Genomic DNA, 13,767 nt, shown 5'->3' with positions numbered 1-13,767 from the left:
AACGGTGACACCACCCGGCAATCTGATCACGACACGGTAACGAAAGCATCGCGCCGAGGCAACTCATCAACCATCTTGAACACCCTTACTGCCGTCGCCGTGGACGCGGCCGCTAATCGCTCCGGGCGTTGCCCGGTTATCTCGGCGAGGGCCCGGACGGTGTACGGCAGACAGTACGACTCATTCGGTGCACCCCGATACGGATGGGGGGTCAGGTAGGGGGCATCGGTCTCTACCAGCAGTTGTTCGTCGGGAATGCGCGCGGCGGCCTCCCGAAGCGCATGCGCGTTCTTGAAACTCACCGTCCCCGACAAGCTCAAGATCCAGCCCTCAGCGACGCATCTCTTCGCCATCTCAGCATCCGATGAGAAGCAGTGGAAGATAACCGTGGCCGGCGCGCCCTCGGACTTCAGCACATCGAGCACTTCGGCGTCGGCATCGCGGTTGTGAATCATCAGCGCCTTGCCCGTCCGCTTAGCCAGTTCGATATGCCAAGCAAATGCTTCGCGTTGAACCGAGGGCTCCGCGCAGCCCTCCAATCGGCCCGGCCAATACAGATCCAAACCGGTCTCCCCGATGGCCACGACGCGGGGATGTGCGGCCAGATTTTCCAACTCCGCACGCGCGCCGTCGGTGAGATCACCGGCACGGGTGGGATGCAGCGCGACGGCGGCGTACACCCGCGGATCACTCGCGGCGGCCGACACCGCCCACCGCGCCGACTCGAGATCATCGGCCACTGTCACCACACGTCCCACACCTACGGACTCCGCGTGATCGACGATGGCACGCACGTCCTGGTCCGTGACGGCGCCGCATGCATCCAGATGGGTGTGCGCATCGATGAGGGGCGCGAGCGGCTCGGGGTTGGGCGGGGCTTGCCTCTTATTGCCGGGCGTCATCAGAACACCAGTCTATAAAGTTGCTCAGACCATGCCTGAATCATTGGATCCGTTCTACATCACCACCGCCATCGCGTACCCCAACGGTGAGCCGCACATCGGCCACGCGTATGAGTACGTCGCGACCGATTCGGTCGCCCGCTTCAAGCGGCTGGACGGCTTCGACGTGCGTTACCTCACCGGTACGGACGAACACGGCTTGAAGGTGGCGCAGACGGCGGCAGCAGCCGGAATCCCGACGGCGGAACTGGCCCGGCGCAATTCCGACGTGTTCGAGGCGTTGCAGCGCAAGCTCAACATCTCCTTCGATCGGTTCATCCGAACCACCGACCCCGACCACTACGAGGCGTCGAAGGCGATATGGCGCCGGATGGCCGATAGCGGCGACATCTATCTGGACACCTACTCGGGCTGGTACTCGGTGCGTGACGAGGCGTATTACACCGACGCCGAAACCACCGTGGCCCCCGACGGCACCCGTACAGCCACCGCGACGGGAACCCCGGTCGACTGGACCGAGGAGCATTCCTACTTCTTCAGGCTGTCGAACTACCAGGACAAACTGCTGGCGCATTACGAGGCCCATCCGGAGTTCATCGGCCCGGCGGTGCGGCGCAACGAGATCGTCAGCTTCGTCTCCGGTGGTCTGCGCGATCTGTCCATCTCCCGCACCACGTTCGACTGGGGTGTGCCGGTACCCGACCACCCCGAACACGTCATGTACGTGTGGGTGGACGCCCTCACCAACTATCTGACGGGGGTGGGCTTCCCCGACACCTCGTCGGACTCGTTCACGCGGTACTGGCCCGCCGATCTGCACATGATCGGCAAGGACATCAGCCGGTTCCACACCGTGTACTGGCCGGCATTTCTGATGTCGGCCGGAATCGAACTGCCCAAGCGGGTTTTCGCACACGGCTTCCTGACCAACAAGGGCGAGAAGATGAGTAAGTCGATCGGCAATGTGGTCGACCCGATCAACCTCATCGACACCTTCGGACTGGACCAGGTGCGCTACTTCCTGCTGCGCGAGGTTCCCTTCGGCCAGGACGGCAGCTACACCGAGGACGGTCTGATCGGGCGGATCAACGCCGACCTGGCCAACGAACTGGGCAACCTGGCACAGCGATCGCTGTCCATGGTCGCCAAGAATCTCGACGGCATCGTGCCCGAACCGGGCGACTTCGCACCCGAGGATCTGGAACTACTCAGCGCCGCGGATAGCCTGCTGGAACAAGCCCGCACCCATTTCGAGGTGCCGGCGATGCATCTCGCGCTGGAGGCGATCTGGCAGGTGCTGGGCGCGAGCAACCGGTACTTCTCGGCGCAGGAGCCCTGGGTGCTGGGCAAAAGTGACAGCGCCGAGGATCAGCTGCGGTTCGGCACCGTGCTGTACACCACGTTGGAGGTGGTGCGGATCGTCGCGCTACTGGTGCAGCCGGTGATGCCCGAGTCCGCGGCCAAACTGCTGGATCTGCTGGGCCAGTCCGAAGATCAGCGGGACTTCTCCGCGATCGGGACGCGGCTCAAGCCCGGTGTGAGCCTGCCCGCACCGACGGGTGTGTTCCCGAAGTATCAGGTGCCCAAGTAGGTCGCAAAAGTGATCCCGGTCACGGTCTGTCACAGATTTCGTCGCGCCGGTGTCTTAAGGGCATCAGCGACTGAAAGGAAGTCACCGAAATGACCGAGAACACCCGAGTGATCGTGATCGGCGGAGGCTACGCGGGAACCCTGGCGGCCAACCAATTGCTCGCCAACAAGAACCTGACCGTGACCCTCGTCAACCCCCGGCCGCACTTCGTCGAACGAATCCGGCTGCATCAGCTGGTCGCCGGAAGCAGCACCGCGACCGCCGACTACGACACCCTGCTCAACCCGGCCATCCGCCTCGTGGTCGACAAGGTCACCCATATCGATGCCGGTGCCCAGAAGCTGGAGCTCGCCTCCGGCACGGTGCTGCCGTACGACTACCTCGTCTACGCCGTCGGAAGTACCACCACAACCCCCGACATCCCCGGTGTGGCAGAACATGCGTTGTCCATCAACGAGTTCGAACACGCCCAGCAGGTACGGGCCCGGTACGAGAGGCTGGGGCCGGACGCGCCGATCGTGGTCGTCGGCGCGGGCCTGACCGGCGTCGAGCTGGCCGGAGAACTAGCCGAGGCCGGTCGCCGCGTGACGCTGATCTGCGGCACACAACTGTTGCCGTCGCTCGGCGATCCGGCCCGACGCGCGGCCGCCAAGCGACTGGACAAGCTGGGCGTCGAGGTGCTGGTGCCCGCCACGGTGGTGCGGGTGGACGAGGATTCGGTGACGCTGTCCGACGGACGCGTGCTGCCGACCGCGCTCACGGTGTGGACCGCGGGATTCGGGGTGCCACAGCTGGCCGCCGACAGCGGCCTGAGCACAGATGCCCTGGGCAGGCTGCTCACCGACGAAACGCTGGTCAGCGTGGACAACCCGCGCGTCATCGCGGCCGGGGACGCCGCCAGCCCCTCAGGTGTGCCGCTTCGGATGAGCTGCCAGGCCGCCGGGCCACTGGCAGCCCGCGCCGTCAAGACGGTGTTGGCCCTGGTCGATGGCCTGCAACCGGAGGCACGGAGCCAAATCTTCACCGGACAGAACGTCAGCATCGGGCGCAACGCTGCCGTCATCCAGTTGGGCCACACCGACGACACCCCCCGCAAGCTGTATGTGGGCGGGCGTGCAGGCGCCGCCATCAAGGAAATGGTGTGCAACGGAACGCTTTCCATCCTGGCAACTGCCGCAAAACACCCCACGTGGTACTTCTGGCCCCAGGGCGGCAAGCGCGCCGAGGCCCTCAAGGTGCAGGCCTAGCGGTGTCCGACTCCGCCCATGCCGAGCTGTTCACCCACCTGCGCCCGCTGCTGTTCACCATCGCGTACGAAATGCTGGGTTCCGCAACGGAAGCCGACGACGTACTGCAGGAGAGCTATCTCCGGTGGGCGCAGGTGGACCTGAACACGGTCACCGACACCAAGGCCTATCTGGCACAGATCGTCAGCCGCCAATCACTGAACACCTTGCGGGCCAACAGCCGTCGGCGCGAGGAGTACGTGGGACCATGGCTGCCGGAGCCGGTGCGGGTGACCTTCGACGGCAGCACCGACGACGCCTCGACCGACGTGGTTCTGGCCGAGTCGGTGTCCATGGCCATGCTGGTGGTGCTGGAAACGCTGGCGCCGGATGAGCGTGCCGTGTTTGTCATGCGGGAGGTCTTCGGCTTCGACTACGCCGAAATCGCCTCCACGGTATGCAAATCGGAGTCCGCGGTGCGCCAGATGGCGCACCGCGCCCGCGAGCATGTGCAGTCGCGCCGGCGCCGGTTCACGCCTACTGATCAGCAGACCGAGGAGCTGACCACCAAGTTCCTGCTGGCCGCCGCGGGCGGCGATGTCGACGCACTGGTGGAAATACTCGCCCCCGACGCGGTGTGGACATCGGACGGCGGCGGGAAGGTCAGTGCCGCGCGGCGGCCGGTGTACGGGGCCGACAGAGTGGCGCGCGTCGCCATCGGGCTTTCGCGGGCGGCCGCGTCATTCCCGGACGTGCGCATGGAACTGAGCACGTACAACAGCACGCCCGCGCTGCTGATCTACAGCGAAGGCCGCCTCGACGCCGTGCTGGCGGTATCGATCACGGACGGCAAGGTGGCGCACGTTTTCGCGATCCGCAATCCCGACAAGCTGGCCACCGCCGAAACAGCGCGCCACATCAGCAGATAACCGGTGGCGGCCCCGGCGGGTTGTCAGACACAATCACCGGCGTGTTCTGTGACATCGATACCGCCGCGCGCATTGAGCGCGCCGAAGCCGACACGATTGCCGCGGGAACCGCGCGATGTGACGACGGTGTCGTGATACCGCTGGCCGGGGGCGTCGCGTCCTATGCCGGACCCGATTCACCGATGAACAAAATCGCCGGACTCGGGTGGGGTGGTGTGCCCACCGCATCCGAGCTTGAGGCCGTCGAGCAGATGTTCGCCGACCGCGACACCCCGGTGCAGGCCGAGGTCTCGAGCCTGGCCGATCCGGCGATCGGCGAGCTGCTGACCCGGCGCGGTTACCTGCTGGTGTCGTTCGAGGACGTGCTGGGCCTGACGCTGCGCGATATCCCCGCGCCGGTGCTCCCGGATGACATCACGGTGCGCCACAGCGGGGTCGATGAGCTGGCCAGCTGGCTCGACGTCATCGTCGAGGGGTTCGCGGTCCCCGATGACCAGGGCGTGGCCTCCCACGAATCGTTTCCCCGCGAGGTGCTCTCCCGTGCGATCGATGCACTGTCGACGACGGAGAGTGTGCGGCGCTACATCGCCCTGCGGCAGGGCGTTGTGGCGGGCGGCGCAAGCATGCGCATCCTCGACGGGGTGGCCCAGCTCAACGGCGCGGCGACTGCCGCGCCACATCGCCGGCGCGGTATCCAGTCAGCACTGCTGACCACCCGGCTTCACGAAGCCGCAAGTGCCGCTGCGGATCTGGCCGTGGTCACCACACAGCCCGGATCGAAATCTCAGCAGAACACCCAGCGTCAGGGCTTCTCACTGCTGTACACCCGCGCGATCCTGGTGAAGGGTCTGCGAAACTAGACCCATGCGCGTCCAGCAGCTCGGCGATCTCGGCGCACCGCCAGCCGTGCTGCGATCCCTTGCCGTCGCCGCGCGCGAGACGGGACGCCCGGCACCTGCCGCATTGACCGGATGCTGGTTCGACTCACGGGCGATCATCGCCCCGTCCCTCGCCGCCCGTGCGGTGCTGCCGCGACAGGCGTTCAGTGGCAATACTTCTCATGTGAACACCGCTCCGCCGGGCGCGGTGGGAGGCGGTTGGATCGGCTATCGGGCATATCCGGACCTGACCGCAGACGCCCGGGCCCCACGGCTCCCCGCTTCGGCCGGAGGCTGGAGTGATGCGGTATTGCGCCTGGATAATGACGAATGCTGGTGGTATGAAAGCCTTCTCGACGAAGAATGCCCTGCGTGGATAGTCCAGGGGCTCACCCATCCCCGCGATCCCGAGGTGTGGTCCATCGAGTGGACGACTCCCGATCGCGAGCGCCATCGCACCGCCGTCGGCCGCTGCCTGGAGGCCATCGCAGCCGGGGAGGTGTACCAGGCCTGCGTGTGCACGCAATTCCGCGGGGCATTGACGGGAGATCCGGTGGACTTCTTCGCCGATGCGATCACCCAGACCGCGCCGGCCCGAGCCGCCTTCGTGTCGGGCGCCTGGGGTGCCGTGGCCTCGCTGTCACCCGAATTGTTCTTGCAACGCAACGGATCTGATGTGCGTTCCAGCCCTATCAAGGGCACCCTCGCGGCGACCGAGGACCCCGCCGCGTTATTGAACTCGGTGAAGGACGTCGCCGAGAACATCATGATCACCGACTTGGTGCGCAATGACCTCGGGCGCATCGCGATCACCGGCACTGTCACCGTTCCCGAACTTCTCGCCGTCCACCCGGCACCCGGTGTGTGGCATCTGGTGTCCACCGTCGCCGCGCAGATACCTACGGAGGCCACTGCAGCAGATCTGCTGGCGGCCGCATTCCCGCCCGCCTCGGTGACCGGAACACCGAAAACCCGTGCCCGCCAACTACTGCGCCAATGGGAATCGGATAACCGCGGGGTGTACTGCGGCACCGTCGGCATGCTGTCGCCGGTGGCCGGCCTGGAACTCAACGTCGCGATTCGCACCGTGGAAATCGCACCCGACGGATCCGCCGTACTCGGCGTCGGGGGAGGTATCACCGCAGACTCCGATATCGAAGCCGAATGGCAGGAGTGTCTGCACAAGGCCGCTGCCACGGTCGAGCTCACCGCGATCGCATTGCTCACACCCGGGCTCAAGCCCGCGCTTTGACCACCGCGTCGTAAAGGTCGCGCCTGGACAGCGTCGCGCCGGACTCCCCGATGGCCATCGCGCACGACTCACGCAACCCCATGCCGTCGTCCATCAGCTCCTCCACCCTGGTCACCAGGGTGTCGATTTCGGGGACGGCGGGGCGACCACCGTCGAGCACCACCGTGATCTCCCCCAGCACCTCGCCCTCGGCCCAGACGGCCAACTCACGCAGGGTGCCCCGCAACACCTCTTCATGGGTCTTGGTCAGCTCGCGGCATACCGCCGCACGGCGTTCGGGGCCCAGCACCTCCACCGCATCGGCCAGAGTCTCGGCCAGCCTGCGCGGCGACTCGAAGAACACACAGGTGCGGGGCTCCCCCGAAAGCTCGGCAAGCCAACGCCGCCGCGCCCCCTGCTTGCGCGGCGCGAACCCCTCGAAACAGAAACGGTCGACCGGGAGCCCCGAAACGGCCAATGCCGTCGTCACCGCCGACGGCCCGGGTAGGCATTTGATCGGTATCCCCTGTTTCACGCATGCGGCGACCAAGCGATACCCCGGATCACTGATCGAGGGCATCCCCGCGTCGGTGACCACCAGCACGTCGTACCCGGCCTCCAGATCGGCCAGCAGCGGCTCGATGCGGCTGGCTTCGTTCTGGTCGTAGAAACTGATGATCTGGCCGCTGATCTGCACATCCAGCGATTTGGCGAGCGCCCGGACCCGACGAGTGTCCTCGGCGGCCACCACCGCGGTCTTGGCCAGCGCCTCACGCAATCGGGGCGAGGCATCCCCGGGCTCCCCCAGCGGTGTCGCCGCCAGCAGCAAGTTCCCCATCACGCAAGACTAAATCCCCTCGTCGCTCTCGCTCCAGCCCGCCGCACCAACAGGCCCGGGCCGGGCCCTCCCTTACGATCGAGCGTGTGACCGTGCCCGCAACCCTGCCGCCTACGGGGGAGACGTCTCGGAGCTCGGACGGCACCGAGTCCCCGGGGCCCCGGATACCGCCTGCGGATTTCGGGCCCACCGACCGGTTCCAGGGCTGGGTGATGACCGCCGTCATCACGGCAATTGCGGCGCTCACACGATTCATCAATCTCGGCGCCCTCACCGATCGCGGCACCCCTGTCTTCGACGAGAAGCACTACGTGCCACAGGGCTGGCAGGTGGTCACCAACAACGGCGTCGAGGACAATCCCGGCTACGGGCTGGTGGTGCATCCGCCCATCGGCAAACAGATGATCGCCCTCGGCGAATGGCTCTTCGGATACAACGCATTCGGCTGGCGGTTCGCCGCCGCACTCTCGGGCACCATCCTGGTGCTGCTGGTTGCCCGGATCGCCCGGCGGATCGGCCGGTCCACCCTGATGGGCGCCATCGCGGGACTGCTGCTGATCGCGGACGGCGTCAGCTTCGTGACCGCGCGCACCGCACTGCTCGACGTGTATCAGGCACTGTTTGTGGTGGCCGCCTTCGGCGCGCTGATCGTCGACCGTGATCAGGTGCGGGAGCGGCTGTACAACGCATACCTCGACGGGCGCATCGGCGAGACCGCGTGGGGGCCGCGGCTGGGCGTGCGGTGGTGGCGTTTCGGTGCCGGAATCCTGCTCGGATTGGCCTGTGGCACAAAGTGGTCAGGGCTGTACTTCATCGCATTCTTCGGAGTGCTGTGCATCGCCTTCGATATCGCGGCACGGCGCGCCTACGGCGTGCAGCGTCCCTGGGCGGGCACCGGGGTACGCGATCTGGGGCCGGCCCTATATGCGCTGGTGGTCATTCCGTTCCTCGTGTACATGGCCTCGTACTGGTCGTGGTTCGCCTCCGAGACGGCTATCAATCGGCATGCCGAGGGCCGTCAGATCGGTGTCGGCAGTTGGGTACCCGATGCCCTGCGCTCGCTGTGGTACTACACGCATAGCGTCTACACATTCCATTCGACGCTCACCAACGCCAACGGCAATCATCATCCGTGGGAATCCAAACCGTGGACGTGGCCGATGTCGCTGCGACCATTGCTCTACGCCATCGAAGACAAGAACATTCCCGGCTGTGGCGCCAATTCGTGTGTGCGCGCAGTGCTGTTGGTCGGCACCCCGGCCATCTGGTGGCTGGCGGTCCCGGTGCTGTTGTGGGCCACGTGGGCGACGGTGGTCCGGCGCGACTGGCGCTATGCGGCGGCACTGGTCGGCTACTGCGCGGGATGGCTGCCCTGGTTCGCCAACATCGACCGGCAGATGTACTTCTTCTACGCCACCCCGATGGTGCCGTTCCTGGTGATGATGATCGCGTTCATCATCGGCGATTTCCTGCGCAAGCCGGTGGCCAATCCGGAACGAAAAACGTTGCGAATGTTCATCGCCACGTTCTATCTGGCCGTGGTGGTCACCAACTTCGCGTGGCTGTATCCGATCCTCACCGGCGCCGCCATCTCACCGTTCATGTGGAACATGGAGATGTGGCTGCCCAGCTGGCGCTAGAGGAGATCGCGCGATATCGGACAGGACATGCAGCGGGGTCCGCCCCGGCCCGTGCCCAACTCCGATGCCGAGATGGCAAGCACCTCCACACCCGATTCCTCCAGGCGCGCATTGGTCTCCACATTGCGCTCGTAGGCGACAACCACACCGGGAGCCAAGGCCAGGGTGTTGTTCCCGTCATCCCACTGCTCGCGTTCGGCGGTCACCGGATCCAGACCGGTATCGATGACACGCAGCTTCCCGATGCCCATCGCGTCGGCCGCCGCCTCCACGAACGGTGCCGAACCCGAAATGCTGACCCCATCATCGTTACGACGAATGGTGAACGCCGACAGCGAATCCTGAATCGCCGGATACATCACGACGGCGTCGGTGTCGACCATGGTGCAGACGGTGTCCAAGTGCATGGACGCGCGTTCCTGCGCGATGGGCACCGCGAGCACGGTGTGGGCCAGGTCATCGTCGAACAGGCTGCGCGCCAGGGCTTCCGCACCGGCGGGCGTGGTGCGCTCCCCCACACCGACTGCCACCACCCCGGGCCCCAGCAGCAGCACGTCGCCGCCTTCGACGGGAGCCGAATGCGACTCATAGGCCCGCCGCACCCCGAGGAACCGCGGGTGATGGGCATAGATCAGGTCGGTGAGCGAGGTCTCGCGGACGCGCGCCGGAAGTGCCAGCGAGGTGATCGCGAACTTACGCCCGATCCAGAACGACGAGTCGCGCGTGAACAGCAGATTGGGCAGCGGTTCGATGACGAAATCCGATCCGTGGTGCATGGTGCGCACCAACGACGGCTGCGCCACCTTGCCGCCCACCGGTAGTTCGTCGAACGTCATCCCACACATCAACACGTAGGCGAGATCGGCCGCGTCCAGCGACCGCAGGTATTCCGAAAGATCCTGCGCAAGCGCATAACCCAACCTGCGTGCGTTCACCGCCGCTGATATGCCCTGCACCCTGGCGGCGCCACTGGCCAGCGCCTCACGCAATAGTTCGGAGAGCAGCAGCACCTCGACACCCCGCGAGCGCAGCACCTCGGCGAAGGCATCGTGCTCCTCCTGAGCGCGCGCCACCCAGGGCAGACCATCGAACAGCAGCTGGTCGTTGTTGCGCGGAGTCAGCCGCTTGAGCTCGTCACCGGGCCGGTGCAACACCACCGCCCGCAGCCGTCCCACCTCTGAATTGGCACCCAGCACTGGCGCATCCGTCATGAGAAGACGCTAGCTTGCCGCGCAATCGAACATGTGTGCGATACCATGAAGGTGTGACAGCCTCTCCACACGCTGTGCAGGCATCCCTGTTCGGCGCCCCACCGGTCCCGCGCCGCGAGTTGGCAGGCGGCGCTTGGCTTGAGGTACACCATGAATGGCTTGGACGTGCCGACAATCTCATGGGTCAGCTGTTGGCGCAGGTACCGTGGCGCGCCGAGCGCCGCCGCATGTACGACCGCACCCTCGACGTCCCCCGGCTGGTCAGCTTCCATGATCTGACCGCGGGCCCGCCACCGCATCCGGTGCTGGAGGCGATCTGCGACCGCCTGAACAGCGAGTACACCGCCGAACTCGGCGAACCATTCACCACAGTGGGCCTGTGCCAGTACCGGGACGGCACCGACAGCGTCGCCTGGCACGGTGACACCATCGGGCGCGGGCTACGCGAAGACACCATGGTCGCGATCGTAAGCATCGGCGCGACACGCACTTTCGCGTTGCGGCCACGCCTCGGGGGCGAATCGATTCGCATCCATGTGGGCCATGGCGACCTTTTGGTGATGGGCGGTACCTGCCAACGAACCTGGGAACACGCGATCCCCAAGACGTCCAAGCCGGTAGGTCCGCGGATCAGCTTGCAGTACCGGCCCCGCGATGTGCGTTAAGAACGGACGGCGGCCACTGCCTTGACCAGTAGATCCGATGCGCGCTTGCCGTCGGGCAACGCGGGCGGCACCTTGCCGACCGCAACCGGGCTGACCGTGACGACCACCATGTAGCGACCGAGATATGCCGAGTAGTTCAGTATCTCTTGACCGACGGCCCTGCCCGAGGTTCCGCTGAGGACGTCTCGCTTCATGGCGAGGGTGCGCGCACCCTCGATGGCGGGTGCGTCGATCACCTCGGTTTGCCCGGCGATCCCGTTACCGCGGAAGCCGACCTTCTTGCATTCCGCCGACACCGCCGGGTCGAAGGGGACCTCCTGCGAGGTTTCCACCGCGACCGCCACGTACTGATTTCCGGCGCCCGTGGCGGTGAGTGCGGCCATGTTCCCCTTGAGCCCGGCCGGTACGGCACTGCCGCCGCTGTACTTGGCGCAGCCGGGCGGATCCACCGTCATCCCCTGGGGCAGCGGTGCCGGGGAGAGCAGCTTGGGGTCCATCCCCGCCGGTTCCATGGTCTTGACGACGAACTCCGGTCCGAACTGGCTCTTCAGTGAGGCGATGTTTCCGATCTTCACGTTGTGATTGACGGGATTCTGGACGGTTCGGCCACAGCCCGGCACAACGAGCGCTAGCGCGCAGGTGGCCCAGATTCCCCAGCTCTTGACGGTCACCGGCTTCAACACCCGGCCACTGTATCGATTCGGGCCCAAAAATCGATGGCACCTATAGGGAACAATGTCTGTGTGGCCAAGAGTTAACACCTGTGAGGACGGTATGAGATGAAGATGGCGGCTCGCCTAACGACTGCGGCACTCGGTGTCGGCGCGTTGATGGCTCTCACTACCGGGACGGCGCTCGCCGATGACGCGCAATCGGTCATCAACCAGTACCAGTCGCAGGGCTATCAGGTCATCATCGACCGAAACGGCTCAGCCCCCACCAATAAGTGCACGGTGTCCAACATCCGTAACGGGCAGGACGTCTACCGCACCGAGTATCAGCGGACGTGGATGCCCAGCGGCAAGTGGCTGGTGCTGCCGGTGCGCGTACTCGACCATAAATTGGTGTACATCTCCCTTAACTGCAACGTCTAGTTAGCCTAACCTAACCAGATTTGCCAGTTCGCTGGTCGTTGCACGCCCCGCGGGCGGGTACGCGCGCTGGCTGAGAGCGGGCGCAGACGAGAATGTGAATTTGACGTTAATTTCCCCGATTGGGAATCAATCTCGGTATTAGTGCGTTGGACTGGACAGATTCACGAGCGTTGATGATTTAGCGAGTCGGGGATCGGGCATTCGTGTGGTATGCGGACACATTTCCGTAACAGCGATGCCACGAGGAGTGAGGCGAGAGGAGTGAAATCGTGAAGAGATTGTTATTTGCAGGTATTGCCGCAGTTGGCGTCATCGGGGCGTCGCTGGGATCGGCAAGTGTCGCGCTCGCCGGTCCATCGGGATCGGGCGATGCCAGCGCTGTCATCAATGACCTCAAGACCAATGGGTACCGAGTGATCGTCTCCAAGACGGGCGCTGCGGACCTGAGCAAGTGCACCGTGGCGTCTGTCACGCAGGAGTCGCCGGTGAACAATGTTCAGCCGGCCCGGGATGTGCGTAACAACCCCACCACCGTGCCGACTGTCGATCGCAAGGTCGCGCATGTCGCGCTGAGCTGCTGACACAGCAGACACCTGACAATGGCCTGGGCCACAAGCCCGGGCCATTGTTGTCTCTACTTCAAATGATCGACCAGGGTGCCCTCGGCACCGAACAGTTCGGTCCGCCACCGCTCCAGGAGCACTTCGGTGTCGAGATCGTCGGGATGGAAGTCCTTCTTCATATAGACGGCCAACCGGCCGATCATCCCGTCGTTCAACAGAGGTCCGCGGATCAACCCAACCGTCTCGCGCAGCACGCGCCCCGGTTGACGCCGTCCATCCGGGTCGCTCCACGCTATGGAAAACCAGGAGCCCGCGGTGGCGAATGGCACCGTACCGGTCCAGATGACGGCCATCACCGCACGTCGCAGCCATTCCGGCCCACCGACCGCGCGGTAGACGTCGAAGGCGACCGATTTGTGCTCGAGCTCCTCGATGGCGTGCCAATACAACAGGTTTCGCACCTCGTCATCGGTCACCATGGCCTGCAGGTCGCCGCTTTCCAGCAGACGCTCTGCCAGAACCGCGGTGTAGTGCTCGAGTGCCGCGGTCGCGGCCAGCATGGTCAACCGGATGTATTTGAGGCGGTCCATGTTGGGTAGGTACTTGTCGACCAGGTCTTCGACCTTGCCTGATCGGCGCCCGATGGTCTCGACCATCTTGCTGCGGTAGCCCATTTCCGTGAGCTTCTCGTTGAGCTCGCGATGGTGCAGCCCGTGGGTGACTTCTTGGCCGATGAATCCGGCGACACGTTTTTTGAGTGTGGGCTCGGTGATCCTGTCGGCGTAGCGACGCACGGATCGGACGAAGAACTCCTCCCCCGGCGGGAACACCGCCGAGGCACCCGCCAGCACATGGCTCAACGCGATGTCGTTGTCGGCGAAGTGCCTTCGCATCGGGACCGGGTCACCAAACCAAAACCTGATGCGCCGCGTCTTCGGGTATGAGGCCGTTACCGGAGCAGCCATGTCGCACACCTCCACCTTGATCGTGTAACTCAGT

The 13,767-nt window shown here is 65.1% G+C and carries 14 protein-coding genes; 9 read left to right on the top strand and 5 right to left on the bottom strand.

Features of this window, described 5'->3' with window-relative positions; genetic code table 11:
* Positions 1 to 26: 26 nt before the first annotated feature.
* The gene (locus AOT87_RS01625) at positions 27 to 902 is read right to left on the bottom strand and encodes a TatD family hydrolase (protein WP_057968642.1); all 876 of its coding nucleotides are present in this window, start codon (positions 900 to 902) and stop codon (positions 27 to 29) included.
* On the opposite strand from AOT87_RS01625, the gene metG reads away from it, so the two are divergent.
* The 5 genes from metG to AOT87_RS01600 all read left to right on the top strand — a co-directional run bounded on the left by metG (position 784) and on the right by AOT87_RS01600 (position 6,778).
* Positions 784 to 2,493 (top strand): methionine--tRNA ligase, encoded by a 1,710-nt coding sequence (gene metG, locus AOT87_RS01620; RefSeq protein ID WP_337251421.1) that lies wholly within the window; start codon positions 784 to 786, stop codon positions 2,491 to 2,493. The genes AOT87_RS01625 and metG overlap by 119 nt on opposite strands.
* A gap of 89 nt (positions 2,494 to 2,582) precedes the next feature.
* Entirely contained in the window at positions 2,583 to 3,740 is a 1,158-nt protein-coding gene (locus AOT87_RS01615; RefSeq protein ID WP_057968644.1) for an FAD-dependent oxidoreductase, read from the top strand.
* A 2-nt stretch (positions 3,741 to 3,742) separates the two neighbouring features.
* Positions 3,743 to 4,648 carry an RNA polymerase sigma-70 factor gene (locus AOT87_RS01610; RefSeq protein ID WP_057968645.1) on the top strand — a complete coding sequence of 302 codons (906 nt, stop codon included), beginning with the start codon at positions 3,743 to 3,745 and terminating at the stop codon, positions 4,646 to 4,648.
* Positions 4,649 to 4,689: 41 nt separating this feature from the next.
* A complete protein-coding gene (locus AOT87_RS01605; RefSeq protein ID WP_057968646.1) occupies positions 4,690 to 5,508 on the top strand; it encodes a GNAT family N-acetyltransferase in 819 nt (272 codons plus the stop codon).
* A 4-nt stretch (positions 5,509 to 5,512) separates the two neighbouring features.
* A complete protein-coding gene (locus tag AOT87_RS01600) occupies positions 5,513 to 6,778 on the top strand; it encodes an aminodeoxychorismate synthase component I (RefSeq protein WP_057968647.1) in 1,266 nt (421 codons plus the stop codon).
* Here the strand turns inward: AOT87_RS01600 and rsmI are convergent.
* Positions 6,762 to 7,595, bottom strand: coding sequence for a 16S rRNA (cytidine(1402)-2'-O)-methyltransferase (gene rsmI, locus AOT87_RS01595; protein WP_046252749.1), 834 nt, complete (start codon positions 7,593 to 7,595; stop codon positions 6,762 to 6,764). The two genes, AOT87_RS01600 and rsmI, sit on opposite strands and share 17 nt — an antisense overlap.
* Positions 7,596 to 7,681: 86 nt before the next feature.
* On the opposite strand from rsmI, the gene AOT87_RS01590 reads away from it, so the two are divergent.
* Positions 7,682 to 9,235: a phospholipid carrier-dependent glycosyltransferase gene (locus tag AOT87_RS01590; protein ID WP_109398644.1), complete on the top strand. Its 1,554-nt coding sequence runs from the start codon at positions 7,682 to 7,684 to the stop codon at positions 9,233 to 9,235.
* Here AOT87_RS01590 and arcA read toward each other — a convergent pair.
* Positions 9,232 to 10,446 carry an arginine deiminase gene (arcA, locus tag AOT87_RS01585; RefSeq protein ID WP_057968648.1) on the bottom strand — a complete coding sequence of 405 codons (1,215 nt, stop codon included), beginning with the start codon at positions 10,444 to 10,446 and terminating at the stop codon, positions 9,232 to 9,234. The genes AOT87_RS01590 and arcA overlap by 4 nt on opposite strands.
* Before the next feature lie 53 nt (positions 10,447 to 10,499).
* Between arcA and AOT87_RS01580 the strand changes: the two genes are divergently transcribed.
* Positions 10,500 to 11,111: an alpha-ketoglutarate-dependent dioxygenase AlkB gene (locus AOT87_RS01580; RefSeq protein WP_030094550.1), complete on the top strand. Its 612-nt coding sequence runs from the start codon at positions 10,500 to 10,502 to the stop codon at positions 11,109 to 11,111.
* Here the strand turns inward: AOT87_RS01580 and AOT87_RS01575 are convergent.
* Positions 11,108 to 11,794, bottom strand: coding sequence for a DUF5642 family protein (locus tag AOT87_RS01575; RefSeq protein WP_057968649.1), 687 nt, complete (start codon positions 11,792 to 11,794; stop codon positions 11,108 to 11,110). The genes AOT87_RS01580 and AOT87_RS01575 overlap by 4 nt on opposite strands.
* Before the next feature lie 96 nt (positions 11,795 to 11,890).
* On the opposite strand from AOT87_RS01575, the gene AOT87_RS01570 reads away from it, so the two are divergent.
* Together AOT87_RS01570 and AOT87_RS01565 are read left to right on the top strand one after the other, a co-directional pair.
* A complete protein-coding gene (locus AOT87_RS01570) occupies positions 11,891 to 12,205 on the top strand; it encodes a hypothetical protein (RefSeq protein ID WP_057968650.1) in 315 nt (104 codons plus the stop codon).
* A 269-nt stretch (positions 12,206 to 12,474) separates the two neighbouring features.
* Complete coding sequence (locus tag AOT87_RS01565) at positions 12,475 to 12,786, top strand: hypothetical protein (RefSeq protein WP_057963775.1); 312 nt, start codon at positions 12,475 to 12,477, stop codon at positions 12,784 to 12,786.
* A 53-nt stretch (positions 12,787 to 12,839) separates the two neighbouring features.
* Here AOT87_RS01565 and AOT87_RS01560 read toward each other — a convergent pair whose 3' ends face one another.
* Positions 12,840 to 13,733, bottom strand: a complete 894-nt coding sequence (locus tag AOT87_RS01560) for a metal-dependent hydrolase (RefSeq protein WP_057968678.1) — start codon at positions 13,731 to 13,733, stop codon at positions 12,840 to 12,842.
* Between the last annotated feature and the right edge of the window lie 34 nt (positions 13,734 to 13,767).

This window comes from Mycobacteroides sp. H003 (genome assembly GCF_001440135.1).
Taxonomy (GTDB): Bacteria; Actinomycetota; Actinomycetes; order Mycobacteriales; family Mycobacteriaceae; genus Mycobacterium; species Mycobacterium gwanakae.
This window is presented reverse-complemented; position numbering and strand designations above follow the sequence as displayed.

What these genes read in the sequence shown, in the direction of transcription:
- metG (WP_337251421.1), top strand. Translation starts at nt 784, where the DNA reads ATGGCACGCACGTCCTGGTCCGTGACGGCGCCGCATGCATCCAGATGG.
- arcA (WP_057968648.1), bottom strand. Translation starts at nt 10,446, where the DNA reads ATGACGGATGCGCCAGTGCTGGGTGCCAATTCAGAGGTGGGACGGCTG.
- AOT87_RS01625 (WP_057968642.1), bottom strand. Translation starts at nt 902, where the DNA reads ATGACGCCCGGCAATAAGAGGCAAGCCCCGCCCAACCCCGAGCCGCTC.
- AOT87_RS01560 (WP_057968678.1), bottom strand. Translation starts at nt 13,733, where the DNA reads ATGGCTGCTCCGGTAACGGCCTCATACCCGAAGACGCGGCGCATCAGG.
- AOT87_RS01615 (WP_057968644.1), top strand. Translation starts at nt 2,583, where the DNA reads ATGACCGAGAACACCCGAGTGATCGTGATCGGCGGAGGCTACGCGGGA.
- rsmI (WP_046252749.1), bottom strand. Translation starts at nt 7,595, where the DNA reads ATGGGGAACTTGCTGCTGGCGGCGACACCGCTGGGGGAGCCCGGGGAT.
- AOT87_RS01600 (WP_057968647.1), top strand. Translation starts at nt 5,513, where the DNA reads ATGCGCGTCCAGCAGCTCGGCGATCTCGGCGCACCGCCAGCCGTGCTG.
- AOT87_RS01570 (WP_057968650.1), top strand. Translation starts at nt 11,891, where the DNA reads ATGAAGATGGCGGCTCGCCTAACGACTGCGGCACTCGGTGTCGGCGCG.